The following is a 14163-nucleotide window of genomic DNA, read 5'->3' on the forward strand; positions in this document are numbered from 1 at the left end:
GCTTAACCTGTCCGAATAAGCCTCAGATTCGGACAAGGCAAGGCAATTTCCTGCTTATCCTGTCCGAATAAGCCTCGTATTCGGACAAGACAAGGCAATTTCCTGCTTGTCCTGTCCGAATAAGCCTCGCATTCGGACTATCAACAAGCCAATCCACATAAAGATCAGCTACTCATTATCGGCGTTTTTTTCTTATTGAAGAAAGGGTAATTTAGTTGAAATAAGGAGAAACCTTAATTTGATTGTCATTTAGTCCATATGAATACTAAAAATGACGTTCTAAAACAGAAAGCAGTTTTATTCGCCATTTTCTATGTCATTTAACTGTTTTGCACCTAAAAACGGAACCCTTCAGAATTTTTTTCGTCTGTTTTTTAATCACTTTTATAGTACTTTCACATTATTTGAGCAATTTTATCTGTATTTATATTTAGGAGATCCTTACTTGTTTTGTTAGTTGCTTCAATATAATTCTTAACTAAGTAATACCCAACACAGTACCCAAGCATTTTCGGATAGAGCCGTAATCCATACAATAGGTTTTGATATTTACGGTCATTCCTTAGAATATTTCTATTTGGCAACACTAAGTTATTCCACATTTCCTTTAGCTCTTCATTGGAATAATACGATGTCCAAGCAGCTAAACATTCTTCACTCAATCGTTCACGTACTGCATTTTCCGCTAATCCTTCTAAAATGATAGTATCCAGCAATACGTAATCCTCTTCGTTTTTGAGATACATAGATAACCGACAAACATGGTTATACTCATGAGTAAACAATGCCCTTATTTCCATTTCCATGTTATCCTCTGAAATAAATAAAAACAGTTTATCTTTGAAGGCCAAACCTGATTTTCCGTTAAAGTCTTGTTGTATTTTTCGGTTGTTCTTATCTGATGGAAAAATAAATATAGGGATATTTGGTCCTTCCCACACTTTTTGAAGACGTAGGTTTTCCTCTTCTACAATTTCCCATACATTATTTTTTTGTAGTTTTTTCACTACCTCGATTCCGTTTTTGAAAGGAATATACATTCCATGTTGATTTAAGTAATCGTAGATTTCGGAAGAAAGAGCATCTTCAAAGTGTACTTTTAACTTTTCACATATTTCAATTGGTTGATGATATGAATCGTGTAACCATTTTTCAGTTCTAATCACTCCCATATCAGCACCCCTATCTACACACATTTCATTTTAAATACATTATGCACTGAGAATATAAACGTTCCGACACCTTTTTCATTACATTCTTACATCCTTAATAACAACTTTTTAGATTTTTTCTTTTCCATAATAGGGCTTTAAAAGCTCATTTGTGTTAACGGAGCATCATGAACAAATTAATTCCATAATCATAAAATAAGATACAATTTCGAAAAAAGGATGGGACTTAATTTGAATTATTCTTATACTGATTGTTTGGCAATATTTGGAGTTGGCGGTGCCCATCCTGGGGGTCTTCAACTAACAAAAGAGCTCTTATCAAGGGAAAAAATAGATGAAACAACGTCGATTCTTGATGCAGGTTGTGGAACAGGGCAAACCTCTGCATATATTGCAGAACAGTACCGATGTAAGGTTACTTCCTTAGATTGTAATAAACTCATGTTGGATAAGGCTAGACAAAGATTTTTGTCCTTACATTCGCCTATTGAAACTCAGCAAGGGAGCACTGAAAATCTTCCTTTCAGTGAGGGTATATTTGATATTATTCTTTCAGAATCAGTTATATCCTTTACAGATGTCTCCTTAACAATTCCTGAATTTAAAAGAGTATTAAAGCCAAATGGTGTATTACTTGCAATTGAAATGGTACTTGAAAAATCACTTTCTGAAGAAGAGTTGAAAACAATCGTTAATTTTTATGGAGTTTCTCAAATATTAACTGAAAATGAATGGAAGACCTTGTTCCAAAGAGCCAAATTTAAACAAGTTAGTGTAGAGAAATTTAATCTTCAAATTGATGAAAATAATGTGCAAAATGCGACTGATTTTTCACTTTCGGAGAATATAGATGATGAATTCTTTGAAATTCTTGAAAAGCACATGCATTTCACAAAAGTTTATAAGGATGTACTTGGTTTTCGACTATTCAGATGTTGTAATTGAATGGTAAAAGTTATACCTTTCCTGCTCTTTGAATTAAATAAGAAAGACCGCTAAATATATTAGCGGTCTTTTTTGCTATAATCCCAATATCTTATGCTATCTGTTTTTCCTGTCGGTTCACTTTTTAAAACATTCCCATCCTTGTCCTTATAAACCTCATACTCCTCGTACGTTTCTACGATATAGCCCTTCACTTTTTCAGTTTTCACTAGTTTTTCTTCCAATTCAGGAACATCACTTGATGGTTCTACCTCAACTGGTTGGGCTATGACAGGCTGGTCTGCAGTGTAGGCATATTTGTTATTCAAAAATGAGTAAGGTGAATCAAGATAGGCTGCAAAACCTAAGGTTACCAAAAGAAAAGCAACACTTGTGACGGATTTAATGTTCATAATCCCGGGCTCCTTTAATAATTCAATCCTGTACCCATTTTATGCAAGTCCTACCTAGCATTATGCCTCCAAGTTTAACTATTACGTGCTCTAACCGTATTAAGTTGTGGGCTGAATACGATAAATAGAAGAAAAGAAACGATTGAGATAATGGCTCCTGAAATATAAGGGAGACCTACCGATATCGAAAACAGCCAACCTCCAAGTGGAGGACCGATAATGCGGCCTAAAGAATCAAAGGATGATAAAAGTCCGGTTGAGCTTCCATGCCCAGCGGTAGACGTCTTTGTAAGTAATGATGAAACGCTTGGACGAATGACACCGTTGCCGAGCCCGAAAATAGTTAAATAAATGGCTGCCGTCGTAAAATTATGGACAAGAAGGATTAACACGAATCCAATGGCAGATACGATAATTCCTCCTTTAATGACCACACTTTCCCCGTATTTTTGGGTTAATTTGCCGACCAAACCACCTTGGACCATCGCACTCCCAAAGCCCATAATCATGAAAATGTAACCTAGCTGGATCGAGTCCAAACCTGCTTTTTTAGCACCAAAATAAGCAAACGTTGCCTCTAAACCGGAGAGAGATAACGAAATTAATAATTGGACGAAAAACAGGACTGACACTGTACGGTTAAATGCTTTCCAGATAGATGTTTTTTCCTTTGAAGCAAGACTTTTTTTCTGTTTGGACTCCTTTAATAGAATAAATACGAGGATCAAAGTAATAAAGGATGAACCACTAGCAAGATAAAACGGCGTATTTAAGCTTACTTTTGAAAAAATACCGCCAATAGCAGGACCGAAAACAAATCCTAAGCCTGAGGCAGCCCCAATAATTCCCATTCCTTTACCGCGGTTTTCATCTGTTGTAATATCGGCGACATAGGCCATTGCTGTCGGCATATTTGCAGACGATAAAATACCGCCCAGAATTCTTGCTGCAAATAGCATCCAAAGTTCAGTAGAAATAGCTTGCATATAGAAGGAGACTGCAAGTCCAGCGATACCAATCATCATAACCGGTTTACGCCCAATGCGATCGGATACCTGACCCCACAATGGCGCAAAAATAAGCTGCATGAGCGAATAAACTGCCATTAAAAGTCCAAGTTCAGTGGGATTTGCTCCAATTTTCTCAGCGTAAAAAGGTAAAACCGGAATTATTATTCCGAAACCAACCATAACCAAAAACATGACCACAAATAAAATAGGTAATGTTGTCTTTGTTTGCAATGGATTCTCACTCCCTTTGATTTAACGAATAAAAACAATTTCTTTCCTATTATACGATAATGGAAATGAACGTTCTAGAATAAGCTCCTCATTAATTATTTCCTACCATTACCAATTATATGTAGCACCCCAATTGCGTAACCTTACGAAAATGTAAGGATGGAGGTCTAAAGCGTAAGGATTGATTATGGAAAAACAGGTGTTATTTCCTTATAGTTTAATTATAGAGAAAAGCAATGGAGGTTAAATGATATGGAATCAATACTAGAAGCAAAGGGAGTAAACAAGGTATTTGGCAGTAAGAGAAATTCATTCACAGCATTGAGTGATCTTGATATCAATATAGCAAAAGGGGAATTTGTTGGTGTAATGGGGCCATCAGGTGCCGGAAAATCCTCCTTACTGAATGTATTATCATCGATTGAACCGGCAACATCCGGAACAATACGGATTGAAGGAACTGAACTAACGAGAATGAAAGAAAATCAATTGAGAGAATTCAGAAGAGATAAAATGGGGTTTATTTTCCAAGACTATAACCTGCTCGATACATTAACAGTGGCGGAAAATATCATATTACCGCTGACATTTACCAAAACACCAAAGCATGAAATACAAAGGAAGGTTACTGAACTAGCAGAAATGTTTGGTATTCAAGCCATTTTAGAAAAATATCCATATGAAATTTCAGGTGGTCAGCAGCAGAGAACAGCCGTCTGCCGCGCAATTATCGGTAAGCCCAGTATTTTATTTGCCGATGAACCGACCGGTGCACTTGATTCAAAGTCCGCCCATTATTTACTGCAAACTCTTAGCAAGTTAAATGATGAGATGAAGGCTACCATTTTAATGGTTACACATGACCCGTATGCAGCAAGTTTTTGCTCACGAGTGTTGTTCATTAAGGACGGCTCTCTTTACACAGAAATTCGCAAAGGGGATCAATCAAGAAAACAGATGTTCCAGCAAATATTAAACATCCTGTCGACAATTGGGGGAGGCCAATATGACATTATCTAGCATTGCCAGAAAAAACATCCGGAAAAACCTCCGTCAATACATGATATATTTGAATTCGATGATCTTCAGCATTATTATCTATTTTACGTTCGTTTCATTGCAATATAACGAACAATTGCTTTCCTCCACTATAACACTAGGAAAGTTAGGGCCTGCATTTCAAGCAGCTTCGATCATTCTAATGATCTTTGCAGCAATTTTCATTTGGTATTCTAATTCATTTTTTACGAGAAAGCGGAAAAAGGAAGTGGGCCTGTATGCACTTTTCGGCATGAGCAGGAAAAAAATAGGCCAACTACTTTTTTATGAAAATATTATTATCGGTATTTTAGCCCTGATCATCGGAATAGCTGTTGGCTTGTTATTTTCAAAGTTGTTTATGATGATTATCTTTAAAATCATGGGGTTCTCACTTGAAGTGTCCTTTACTATTTCGAATAAAGCGGTACTCCAGACAGCAGCTGTTTTTCTTTTCATCATTTTTGTGGCTTCTATTCATAGTTATCGATTAATTTATCGCTTTTCCTTATCAGAGCTTTTTAAAGCGGAGAGAAAAGGAGAGAAGTTACCCAAGAGTTCTGTAATCATAGGCATACTCGCAATCGCCCTAATTGGCGCAGCCTATTTATTATTGGTTAATCCAGACGATTTTTTAAAAAACAGTAGTGTACGATTTTTATTGGCAACTTTGATGCTGGTAATAGGTTCCTATTTATTTATGAATTCCTTTATTACATATTTACTAAAATTTTCTCAGAGATTTACATCGATATATTTTAAAGGAAAAAATCTACTCACCGTTACGAATCTACTATACAGAATAAAAGGTAATGTACTCATTTTAACCGTTATATCCTTATTAAGCAGTGTCACATTAATTGCTTGTATTACTACCTATAGTTTTTACTATCATATTGACAATTTTTCAAATCGGGTGACCCCATATAGCTTTATGTTCAATATGAAGGATGAAATGGTTAATAAAAAAATTCAGAGTTTAATTGAAGAAAAGTACTCGGAAGAACTTGTCTATCACAAAAAGATCGAATATCTCTCAGTAAAGCCAGACGTTTCGGAGGTGCCTAGAGTTTCAGATGATGTCCATACTATGCTTATCTCAGATAAAACCTATCAAGAATTAATGAAACTACGAGGGGTAAACGACTCTGTCCACTTAAAGAAATATGAAGCAGCGGCCTTTTATGATGGAAACCTTGATGGAAAATCGGATCCATTTACGGGGAAAAAGGTGGGACTTTCTGCTAATGAACAAATTACGATTACAGACTATAAAGATTTTTCTTTAGTAAATCAGGGAGAATTGTTATTCCCTCTGGTCATTAGTGATGCACTATATAAAGAGTTAAAAAAGAAAATGACACCCGAAGAAACCCTGTATGTTTATAAAACCTCGAATGAAAAAACAGCGAAGGGGTTAAATAGTGAGGTAAAGAAGGTTATAAAACCACTAAGATATCAAATGAATATGCCGATTTATTCCAGTTTCTATGAAAACTATCATTATGCATTGGAAACCTATGGGCTTCTCATCTTTATAGGCGGCTTTCTCGGTCTTGTATTCCTGTTAGCAACAGGGAGCATGATCTATTTTAAACAACTGATTGAAGCAACCACTGATAAGGAACGCTATAAGATTCTTAAGAAGATTGGAATCCCTGACAAGGAGATTACTAAATCAGTAGCAAGACAAGTGGGTTTTGTCTTTATTCTTCCATTAGTGCTTGCAACCTGCAACACGGGGTTGATTTTGTATGTCCTCGCTGATTTTTTAAACATACAAATGCAAGTCCCGTTTGTCACATGCTTAGGAATCTATTTGCTTATTTACCTGATTTATTACTGGTTAACCACTGTCAGCTATACAAAAATTATCAAGGAAACGTAAAAACAAGCCCCCAATGGAGCTTGTTTTTTACATTTGATAAAAAGAATTCTCTCGTTCAGGGAAAGTCAAAATCGCTTCAGTGAAAATGCCTACTTGAGAGGAAAGTGAGATGTCGTGTCCCAATTTCTCGACAGTTTTCTTCGCTAGATAAAGACCCATTCCAGTTGATCGTTGATGGGTACGACCGTTTTTCCCGGTAAAGCCTTTTTCAAACACACGTGGGAGGTCCTCAGCTGGGATGCCCATTCCATTATCACGTAAGGTTAACTGTTTTGTTTTTAGATTAAGAGTGAGGGAAATCTCCCCATGTTCATTTGTGTATTTGAGCGAATTGAGCAGGAGCTGCCGAATGATATACGTTAATGCTTTTTTATCACTTAAAACAGTTAAGTTTATTTTAGGCATTTCGACTTTTATCTTTTTAGAAATAAATGTCTTGGATTCAGCCATTACGATTTCCTTGATTAGTTTTTTAAGGTCAATCTCTTGGATGACGTAATCTTTATTAAAATCATGAAGGCGCGAGAAATAGAGTGCCTGCTCAACATAACTCTCAATCCGATTTATTTCCTCTTGCAGACTTGTTGATTCGACTTCAGTTTCTAATAATAAGCGACTGACGGCAATCGGTGTTTTAATTTCATGAAACCACTGGGTCATAAATTCAAGTTGTTCCTTCGCGGATTCGTTCCTTTTCTGAATCTGCTTCAAATAGTTATCACTTGCATGGCGTAACGATTGTGCGTATACTTTTTGCTCAAAGGTTTTAGCTTCAGGGTATGTGCCTAAGCCATCTAAAGCAAATTGCTCCCATTTTTCAAGCTGGTGTTTTTTATAAAAATAAGAGCCTAGGAAATATACATTAAAAATAATCGTAGATACGATCGCCATGTAAAGGAGGCTGCCCATGGTAACCCGCAATTTAGGGTCCACACTAATTAAAGTCGAAATGAAAAGCAGGATAAAATAAAAGGTAAAGAGCAGCCATTTTTGGTCGGAAAGATAATGTTTAAAGGTCATGGTATGATGTATCCTTGTCGTTTTTTCGTTTCGATAAAATCACTGAGCCCCATGTCCGCTAATTTTTTTCTAATGCGTGCAATATTTACCGTTAAAGTATTATCATCGATAAAATTCTCACTTTCCCACAGCTCCTGCATCAATTCATCCCGGGTAACAATTGATTCTTTCTTTTTCATTAGTAAAAAAAAGATCTGAAATTCATTCTTCGTTAAATCAATCTCGCAGTCACGATAGGAGATACTCCCCTTACTCACATTTAGGATTATGTCTTTGTGTTCAAGATAATCTTTTTCCTCTTGTTGGTATGTATATGTTCTCCTTAAAATGGCATTACACTTGGCCATTAGCACCTCTAGGGAGAACGGCTTATGGATAAAATCATCTCCTCCCATGTTCATTGCCATGACAATATCCATATTTTCCGTTCGAGATGAGATGAAGATAATTGGTACCTTTGAGAACTGACGGAACTTATTGCACCAATAAAATCCGTCATAGACTGGAAGATTAATATCAAGAAGAACCAGGTCAGGCTTCAATGCTAGAAATTGACGTTCAATATTCTCAAAATCGTTCGTTTCAAATGGTTCATATTTCCACTTTTTAAGATGTTCATAAATAATATGACTAATTTTTGGATCGTCTTCAACAATCATAACTTTGTACATAAATACCACCACCGGATTTTTTTCTATGTAAAATTATTATACAAAATCCATACTTGAAGATAGAAAATTTATTAAATTAATAGGGATGGAGCTTGTTAAATAGATAAGGGAAGAAAGAGCGAAAAAATATAATTAATGATACATTTAATAATAAAAGTCCCCCACTAAAATTTAGCAGGGGATGGTGCTACTTTACACAGTCTTCTGAGACCATTCTTCGACATTCCAAACATTCGTTATCCACTCTTCATAAAAATCCGGTTCGTGGCAAACAAGGACGACAGTGCCTTTATATTCTTTTAGGGCACGCTTTAATTCTGCTTTAGCATCTATATCCAAGTGATTGGTCGGCTCATCGAATAAAATCCAGTTACTTTCATTCATCATTAGTTTGCAAAGGCGAACCTTTGCCTGCTCACCACCGCTGAGCTGATTCATTGGACGGGAAATGTGTTCATTTTTTAATCCGCAGCGGGCAAGGGCAGCCCGAACCTGATGCTGGTCCATAGAAGGAAAGGCATTCCAGACATCATCAATCGGTGTAATTCCTCCTGCTTTTACTTCTTGCTCAAAATAAGAAGGGAAGAGGAAATCTCCGCGTTCAACCTTACCGTTCAATGGATCAATTTTACCTAGCATTGTTTTAAGAAGAGTGGACTTTCCAACCCCATTACAGCCGATAATCGCTACTTTTTCGCCGCGTTCGAGCGTCATATTCATTTTTGGTAATAGTGGTTGAGAATAGCCAATTTCTAAATCCTTCGCTTCAAAAACATAGCGGCTGCTGCTGCGCGACTCTTTGAAACCGAAAGTAGGCTTCATTGCCGTTTCAGGGCGGTCAATTCGCTCCATACGATCCAGCTGCTTCTGACGGCTCTTCGCCCGGCCGGTTGTGGAGTAGCGCGCTTTATTTTTAGCGATAAAGTCTTCTTGTTTTTTGATGAATTCCTTTTGCTTTTCATAGGCATTAATATGCTGATTCTTATTGATTTCCGCAAGTTCCAGGAATTTCTCATAGCTTGCTGTATAGCGAGATAGCTTAGAAAATTCCAATTGAAAAATAACATTGGATACAGGATTCATAAATTCTGTATCATGGGAAATAAGAATAAACGCATATGGGTATTCTTTTAAATAAGATGTCAACCAGCGAATATGTTCAACATCTAAATAGTTGGTCGGCTCATCGAGCAAAAGAACCTTAGGCTGTTCCAAAAGAAGCTTAGCAAGAAGCACCTTTGTACGCTGCCCGCCGCTTAGTGCAGCAACATCACGGTCTAACCCAATCGCATCTAGACCCAATCCACGTGCTGCTTCTTCAATTTTTATATCCAAAGAATAAAAACCACCAGCATCCAACGCGTCTTGGATTTCGCCCATTTTTTCTAACAATACTTCCAGTTCCTCGGGAGAGACATCAGCCATTTGTGCTGTTACTTCATTTAATTCCTTTTCTTTTTCAAAAAGAGGAAGGAAGGCATCACGTAATACATCACGCATCGTTTTTCCAGGTGTCAGAACCGTATGCTGGTCCAAATATCCGAAATGGACACTTGGTGTCCATTCCACCCGGCCGCTATCGTGTATCAATTGCCCAGTAATAATATTCATTAACGTGGATTTTCCAACGCCGTTTGCGCCGACAAGTCCAACATGGTCTTCAGCTAATAAACGAAAGGAAACATCCTTAAATAAGGTACGGTCTCCGAATGTATGGGATAAGTTTTCAACAGTTAGTAAGCTCATTTTTTGTAATCCTCGCTTTGTTCATGAATTAATCCATTATTACATCATACAAGATTTTCGAAGATTCGACTATATTTTTGACGAGAAAAACATGATAAATTAATTGGAAACAGCATCTTTTTTTTAGATATACTATCCACCTGCTGTTTACCTATTTCCTTTTTCAATCAACGTATAGTATGTCTATCCATTTGGGTATTGTAATGATAAAAAGGAAATATCATATGATCGGACTAATCCTTGCCATTCTATTATTTAATTTGATTGCTTTTAAGAAAAATAAAATACTTACTGGCAATCAAATTGTTCATATTTGGACATTTACCATTGCTTTTCAGTTTATCTTCGATATGTTCGTCGAATTCAAATACCATGGATATTGGTATTTTGATAAAGAAATTGATTTAACAGGACTGGTTCCGCATTTATTCTTAGTTCCTGCAGTTAATATGATCTTTTTAAATTGGTATCCGTATAAAAAAGGCATTGCAAAACAGATTTTTTATATGATTTTTTTCGTCCTATTTATTTTACTATACGAAATCGTTACTTTATTACCTGAACCATGGGGTTACTTTCACTACGGTTGGTGGAGGATTTGGCACACAGCTGTCATGAATCCAATCCTATTACTGATATTATTGGGGTATTATAAGTGGATATGTAAACTAGAAAAGAATGCCGGTTGTAAGTAGATATAGTTGCTGTAAAAAAGCTTTTTTTTATGATGAAAGCATATTTTTCAAAGCTGTTTAGACAAGCTCTCTTCCTTGTACATATAATAAAGTTAAAAGGGGAGGAGGGGATTGAGTGGCAGCAGTTAGTAAAGATGGCATTACAATTGGGACCATTTCCGGTGGAATTGTCAACTTTGGAGGATCCGGTACTATTTCTCCCATATCGGTCACAAAAACGACAACAGGATCCGGTTCAGACAATCAAGGTGCAGTTACCGCAACTCAAACTATCGTGTCCAGGGTAATAGATTTAATCAGCCGGTGCTTAGATTAGTAAAGGGTTCCGTTTTCGGGTGCTTTCTTAATAAATGACACAAGAATTGACGTATGAATTGGCATACGTCATTTTCTTTATTTATCAAGGTTGGCGGCTTTTTGTTTCTGTTCAAGTTATTTTATCAAACATAAGGTGTTCGATAAAATGATGCAGTATCATTGCGAACGGAAAGTCGATAGTTGGCATAAATTAAATAAAGTATAAAGCTATAAAATTGCAAAGGATGTTTTTATATGTCAGTAGTTCCATTTCCAGTGAAAATTGACATCGTAAGTGGTGGTATTGTACAATTTGGTCCTTCTGTGTTTTTTTCTCCCAAAAGTGCCTCAAAGACTAACTCAGGATCAGGTGCAGATAATCTGGGAGTTCTAGTCAATACTGTTACTGGAGTAAGTACAACCAATACGATAGATTCAGATGTATTAGACCAGCCCATTGTTAAAGATATCTGACGAGGATTCGATTAAATTTGTGGTGATGGAATAGGTAAACCATATGCACTCTTTTAATGAGGTTAGCTTAGGCATGATGAAGGGGATTGATATAGGTGACCTTTGACATGTACTAAGCAAATCTGGTGGTTCTTGATTAAGTGTTATCTTAATAGGAAGGAATTGAAACTGCTCTTTGGAAATCTAGAGAACTCTTTAAAAAATATTATTCAATTACTGATTTGTTGGATTCTTATGCCGTTTTAATAAGTAACCCCTCTCAATTATGAGAAGGGGCTTTTTTGTTTCTAATACATAATATAAAAGGAATTAATCAATTATTGTCGAATAGTTGCTGTGTATCAATTAATAGATTTTAACAAAATTCATTTTAATGTCGGAGTGAGTTTGTGAAGGAGTTCACTTAAACTATCGGGTAGCTTTAGTTAAATATGGGTCCAGTATCTCTAATAAGAAAACTCGCCAATACTGTGGCGAGTTTTGCTTTTTTATATGCCAATTGCTATGTCAAAACGACTGTTATTCCAGTACAATACTTTAGAAAAGCACCTCAAAACGGAACCCTTTATTAGATTAGTACCGGCTTATTTTTGACAAAAACGTTTAAGATGCTTTTACGTTTTGACTAGATTGACTTTGCTTGATGGGTTTTGCGACATTGAAAACTATGTTTAGGAAAATCGCAGTTAAGCTTCCGGCTACAATCCCACTATTTGTTAGAATTTTGATACTGTCCGGCAGCTGAGCAAATAGATTTGGAACGGATGTTACGCCTAATCCGACGCCAACAGAACAGGCGATAATCAAGAGATTTTCTTGAGATGAAAAATCTACTTTGCTGAGCATTTTAATACCTGATGCAATTACCATCCCAAACATTGCAACCATGGCGCCGCCAAGGACGGAGGTAGGTATCACAGTTGTTAAGGCCGCAATTTTTGGAACAAATCCAAGGAAAATCAGAATTCCAGCCATTGTATAAATAACATTTTTTCCTTTAACACCTGAAAACTGGACAAGTCCGACATTTTGCGAATATGTCGTATAGGGAAAAGAATTAAATAGAGCACCAATTACACTTGCCAGGCCTTCGGATCGATATCCTTTTACCAAATCATTTTCAGTAAGTTTTCTTCCAGTAATGTCACTTAGTGCAAAATAAACGCCCGATGATTCTACTAGACTTACAATAGCCACTAGGGTCATGGTAATAATAGGTGCCAGTTCAAAGGATGGTGTTGCAAAATGCAGCGGGGCTACCATATGGAACCATGATGCATCACCAACAGCAGAAAAATCTACTTTTCCCATTAATACAGCTGCGATTGTTCCGGCAATCAATCCTAGTAATATTGAAATAGCTCGAATAAATCCTTTAAAGAAACGATAGAGAATAATAATGAATAATAATGTGCCAAAAGCAAGAGAAATATTGGTCACTGAGCCGAAGTCTGGGCTGCCTTGATCACCTGCGACGTTGTTCATAGCAACGGGAATAAGAGTAGTCCCAATTATCGTTACGACCGATCCGGTAACTACAGGAGGAAAGAAACGGATAAGCTTTCCAAAGAACTTAGCAATGAGCATTACAATGATTCCTGAAATCAGAATGGATCCATAAATCGCAGAAAGGCCATATTGACCGCCTATAGCAATAATTGGCCCAACCGCAGTAAACGTACAGCCAAGTACAATGGGAAGGCCAATACCAAAATAGCGATTTTGCCACACTTGCAAAAGAGTCGCAATCCCGCTTGTTAGAATATCAAGTGATACTAAATAGGCTATTTCTTTGCTAGAAAAATCAAGTGCCCCGCCAATAATCAAAGGTACGATGACAGCTCCAGCATACATCGCTAATACATGCTGAATCCCTAAAGAGGCAGTTTTTAATGGATTTTGTTTCATCAGACTAATGCCTCCACTTTTTTATTAATGAATGTTACTTCTCCGTTTGCAAGTGAGCTAATTCTTGCAAGGGATTCAACCCGTAAACCCTGTTCCTTTAGGATTTGTGCCCCTGGCTGGAAAGACTTTTCAATTACAATACCAATCCCGATAACCTCGGCACCACCTAGTTTCACGATTTCAACTAAACCCAGGGCTGCCTGTCCATTTGCAAGGAAATCATCAATAACAAGGACCCGATCATTTTCATTAATAAACTTTTTTGCAATTGAGATTTCGCTTGTTTCATTTTTTGTAAATGAGTGAACACTTGCTGTAAGTAACTCTCCGGTGAGTGTTAAAGATTTTCTTTTTCTAGCAAATACAACAGGTACATTCAAATGGTATCCAGCCATTACAGCAGGGGCAATCCCTGAAGATTCAATCGTTATGATTTTCGTTATTCCTTCATTAGCAAATCGTTCTGCAAACTCTTTCCCAATTTCAATCATCAATTTAGGATCAATTTGATGATTTAAAAATGAATCGACTTTTAATACGTTCTCATTCAGAACCAGACCGTCCTTTTTGATTGTTTCTTCTAATAACTTCATACTTTACCCCCTGTAAAAAAATAAAAAGCCCAAAGGTCATTGCTCACATCAAAAATTGAGTGAGGCAATGACCTTTGGGCTTT

At 36.7% G+C, this 14163-nt stretch carries 14 protein-coding genes; 6 read left to right on the forward strand and 8 right to left on the reverse strand.

Going from position 1 to position 14163, the window contains the following annotated elements; all coding sequences use genetic code 11:
• Nucleotides 1-395: 395 nt before the first annotated feature.
• Complete coding sequence (locus V7150_RS26145; protein ID WP_335524155.1) at nucleotides 396-1172, reverse strand: DUF2268 domain-containing protein; 777 nt, start codon at nucleotides 1170-1172, stop codon at nucleotides 396-398.
• Between the two features lie 255 nt (nucleotides 1173-1427).
• On the opposite strand from V7150_RS26145, the gene V7150_RS26150 reads away from it, so the two are divergent.
• A complete protein-coding gene (locus V7150_RS26150) occupies nucleotides 1428-2117 on the forward strand; it encodes a class I SAM-dependent methyltransferase (protein ID WP_335524157.1) in 690 nt (229 codons plus the stop codon).
• 59 nt (nucleotides 2118-2176) lie between these two features.
• Here the strand turns inward: V7150_RS26150 and V7150_RS26155 are convergent, their stop codons facing one another.
• Both V7150_RS26155 and V7150_RS26160 read right to left on the reverse strand, forming a co-directional pair.
• On the reverse strand, nucleotides 2177-2509 hold the full coding sequence (locus V7150_RS26155) for a hypothetical protein (RefSeq protein ID WP_335524159.1): 333 nt from the start codon (nucleotides 2507-2509) through the stop codon (nucleotides 2177-2179).
• A 74-nt stretch (nucleotides 2510-2583) separates the two neighbouring features.
• A complete protein-coding gene (locus V7150_RS26160; RefSeq protein WP_335524162.1) occupies nucleotides 2584-3750 on the reverse strand; it encodes an MFS transporter in 1167 nt (388 codons plus the stop codon).
• A gap of 252 nt (nucleotides 3751-4002) precedes the next feature.
• Between V7150_RS26160 and V7150_RS26165 the strand changes: the two genes are divergently transcribed.
• A complete protein-coding gene (locus V7150_RS26165) occupies nucleotides 4003-4770 on the forward strand; it encodes an ABC transporter ATP-binding protein (RefSeq protein WP_335524164.1) in 768 nt (255 codons plus the stop codon).
• Nucleotides 4757-6676: an ABC transporter permease gene (locus V7150_RS26170; protein ID WP_335524166.1), complete on the forward strand. Its 1920-nt coding sequence runs from the start codon at nucleotides 4757-4759 to the stop codon at nucleotides 6674-6676. Before V7150_RS26165 ends, V7150_RS26170 begins: the two co-directional genes overlap by 14 nt.
• 27 nt (nucleotides 6677-6703) lie before the next feature.
• On the opposite strand, the gene V7150_RS26175 is transcribed toward V7150_RS26170, so the two are convergent.
• The 3 genes from V7150_RS26175 to V7150_RS26185 form a co-directional block, all read right to left on the reverse strand.
• Nucleotides 6704-7696, reverse strand: a complete 993-nt coding sequence (locus V7150_RS26175) for a sensor histidine kinase (RefSeq protein ID WP_335524168.1) — start codon at nucleotides 7694-7696, stop codon at nucleotides 6704-6706.
• Nucleotides 7693-8367, reverse strand: coding sequence for a response regulator transcription factor (locus tag V7150_RS26180; RefSeq protein ID WP_335524170.1), 675 nt, complete (start codon nucleotides 8365-8367; stop codon nucleotides 7693-7695). Before V7150_RS26180 ends, V7150_RS26175 begins: the two co-directional genes overlap by 4 nt.
• A 192-nt stretch (nucleotides 8368-8559) precedes the next feature.
• Nucleotides 8560-10113 (reverse strand): ABC-F family ATP-binding cassette domain-containing protein, encoded by a 1554-nt coding sequence (locus V7150_RS26185; protein ID WP_335524172.1) that lies wholly within the window; start codon nucleotides 10111-10113, stop codon nucleotides 8560-8562.
• 224 nt (nucleotides 10114-10337) lie between these two features.
• On the opposite strand from V7150_RS26185, the gene V7150_RS26190 reads away from it, so the two are divergent.
• The 3 genes from V7150_RS26190 to V7150_RS26200 all read left to right on the forward strand — a co-directional run bounded on the left by V7150_RS26190 (nucleotide 10338) and on the right by V7150_RS26200 (nucleotide 11579).
• Entirely contained in the window at nucleotides 10338-10808 is a 471-nt protein-coding gene (locus tag V7150_RS26190) for a hypothetical protein (protein WP_335524174.1), read from the forward strand.
• A 115-nt stretch (nucleotides 10809-10923) separates the two neighbouring features.
• The gene (locus tag V7150_RS26195; protein WP_335524176.1) at nucleotides 10924-11124 is read left to right on the forward strand and encodes a spore germination protein; all 201 of its coding nucleotides are present in this window, start codon (nucleotides 10924-10926) and stop codon (nucleotides 11122-11124) included.
• Nucleotides 11125-11360: 236 nt separating this feature from the next.
• Complete coding sequence (locus V7150_RS26200; RefSeq protein WP_335524178.1) at nucleotides 11361-11579, forward strand: spore germination protein; 219 nt, start codon at nucleotides 11361-11363, stop codon at nucleotides 11577-11579.
• A gap of 603 nt (nucleotides 11580-12182) precedes the next feature.
• Here V7150_RS26200 and V7150_RS26205 read toward each other — a convergent pair.
• Nucleotides 12183-13487: a nucleobase:cation symporter-2 family protein gene (locus tag V7150_RS26205; protein WP_335524181.1), complete on the reverse strand. Its 1305-nt coding sequence runs from the start codon at nucleotides 13485-13487 to the stop codon at nucleotides 12183-12185.
• On the reverse strand, nucleotides 13487-14080 hold the full coding sequence (locus V7150_RS26210; RefSeq protein WP_335524183.1) for a xanthine phosphoribosyltransferase: 594 nt from the start codon (nucleotides 14078-14080) through the stop codon (nucleotides 13487-13489). The genes V7150_RS26205 and V7150_RS26210 overlap by 1 nt, the downstream gene beginning before the upstream one ends.
• Nucleotides 14081-14163: the final 83 nt, after the last annotated feature.

Origin of the sequence: Neobacillus drentensis (assembly GCF_036965245.1) — a bacterium.
GTDB lineage: Bacteria > Bacillota > Bacilli > Bacillales > Cytobacillaceae > Neobacillus > Neobacillus drentensis_G.

What these genes read in the sequence shown, in the direction of transcription:
- V7150_RS26210 (WP_335524183.1), bottom strand. Translation starts at nt 14,080, where the DNA reads ATGAAGTTATTAGAAGAAACAATCAAAAAGGACGGTCTGGTTCTGAAT.
- V7150_RS26190 (WP_335524174.1), top strand. Translation starts at nt 10,338, where the DNA reads ATGATCGGACTAATCCTTGCCATTCTATTATTTAATTTGATTGCTTTT.
- V7150_RS26170 (WP_335524166.1), top strand. Translation starts at nt 4,757, where the DNA reads ATGACATTATCTAGCATTGCCAGAAAAAACATCCGGAAAAACCTCCGT.
- V7150_RS26175 (WP_335524168.1), bottom strand. Translation starts at nt 7,696, where the DNA reads ATGACCTTTAAACATTATCTTTCCGACCAAAAATGGCTGCTCTTTACC.
- V7150_RS26200 (WP_335524178.1), top strand. Translation starts at nt 11,361, where the DNA reads ATGTCAGTAGTTCCATTTCCAGTGAAAATTGACATCGTAAGTGGTGGT.
- V7150_RS26180 (WP_335524170.1), bottom strand. Translation starts at nt 8,367, where the DNA reads ATGTACAAAGTTATGATTGTTGAAGACGATCCAAAAATTAGTCATATT.
- V7150_RS26185 (WP_335524172.1), bottom strand. Translation starts at nt 10,113, where the DNA reads ATGAGCTTACTAACTGTTGAAAACTTATCCCATACATTCGGAGACCGT.
- V7150_RS26165 (WP_335524164.1), top strand. Translation starts at nt 4,003, where the DNA reads ATGGAATCAATACTAGAAGCAAAGGGAGTAAACAAGGTATTTGGCAGT.
- V7150_RS26205 (WP_335524181.1), bottom strand. Translation starts at nt 13,487, where the DNA reads ATGAAACAAAATCCATTAAAAACTGCCTCTTTAGGGATTCAGCATGTA.
- V7150_RS26155 (WP_335524159.1), bottom strand. Translation starts at nt 2,509, where the DNA reads ATGAACATTAAATCCGTCACAAGTGTTGCTTTTCTTTTGGTAACCTTA.
- V7150_RS26145 (WP_335524155.1), bottom strand. Translation starts at nt 1,172, where the DNA reads ATGGGAGTGATTAGAACTGAAAAATGGTTACACGATTCATATCATCAA.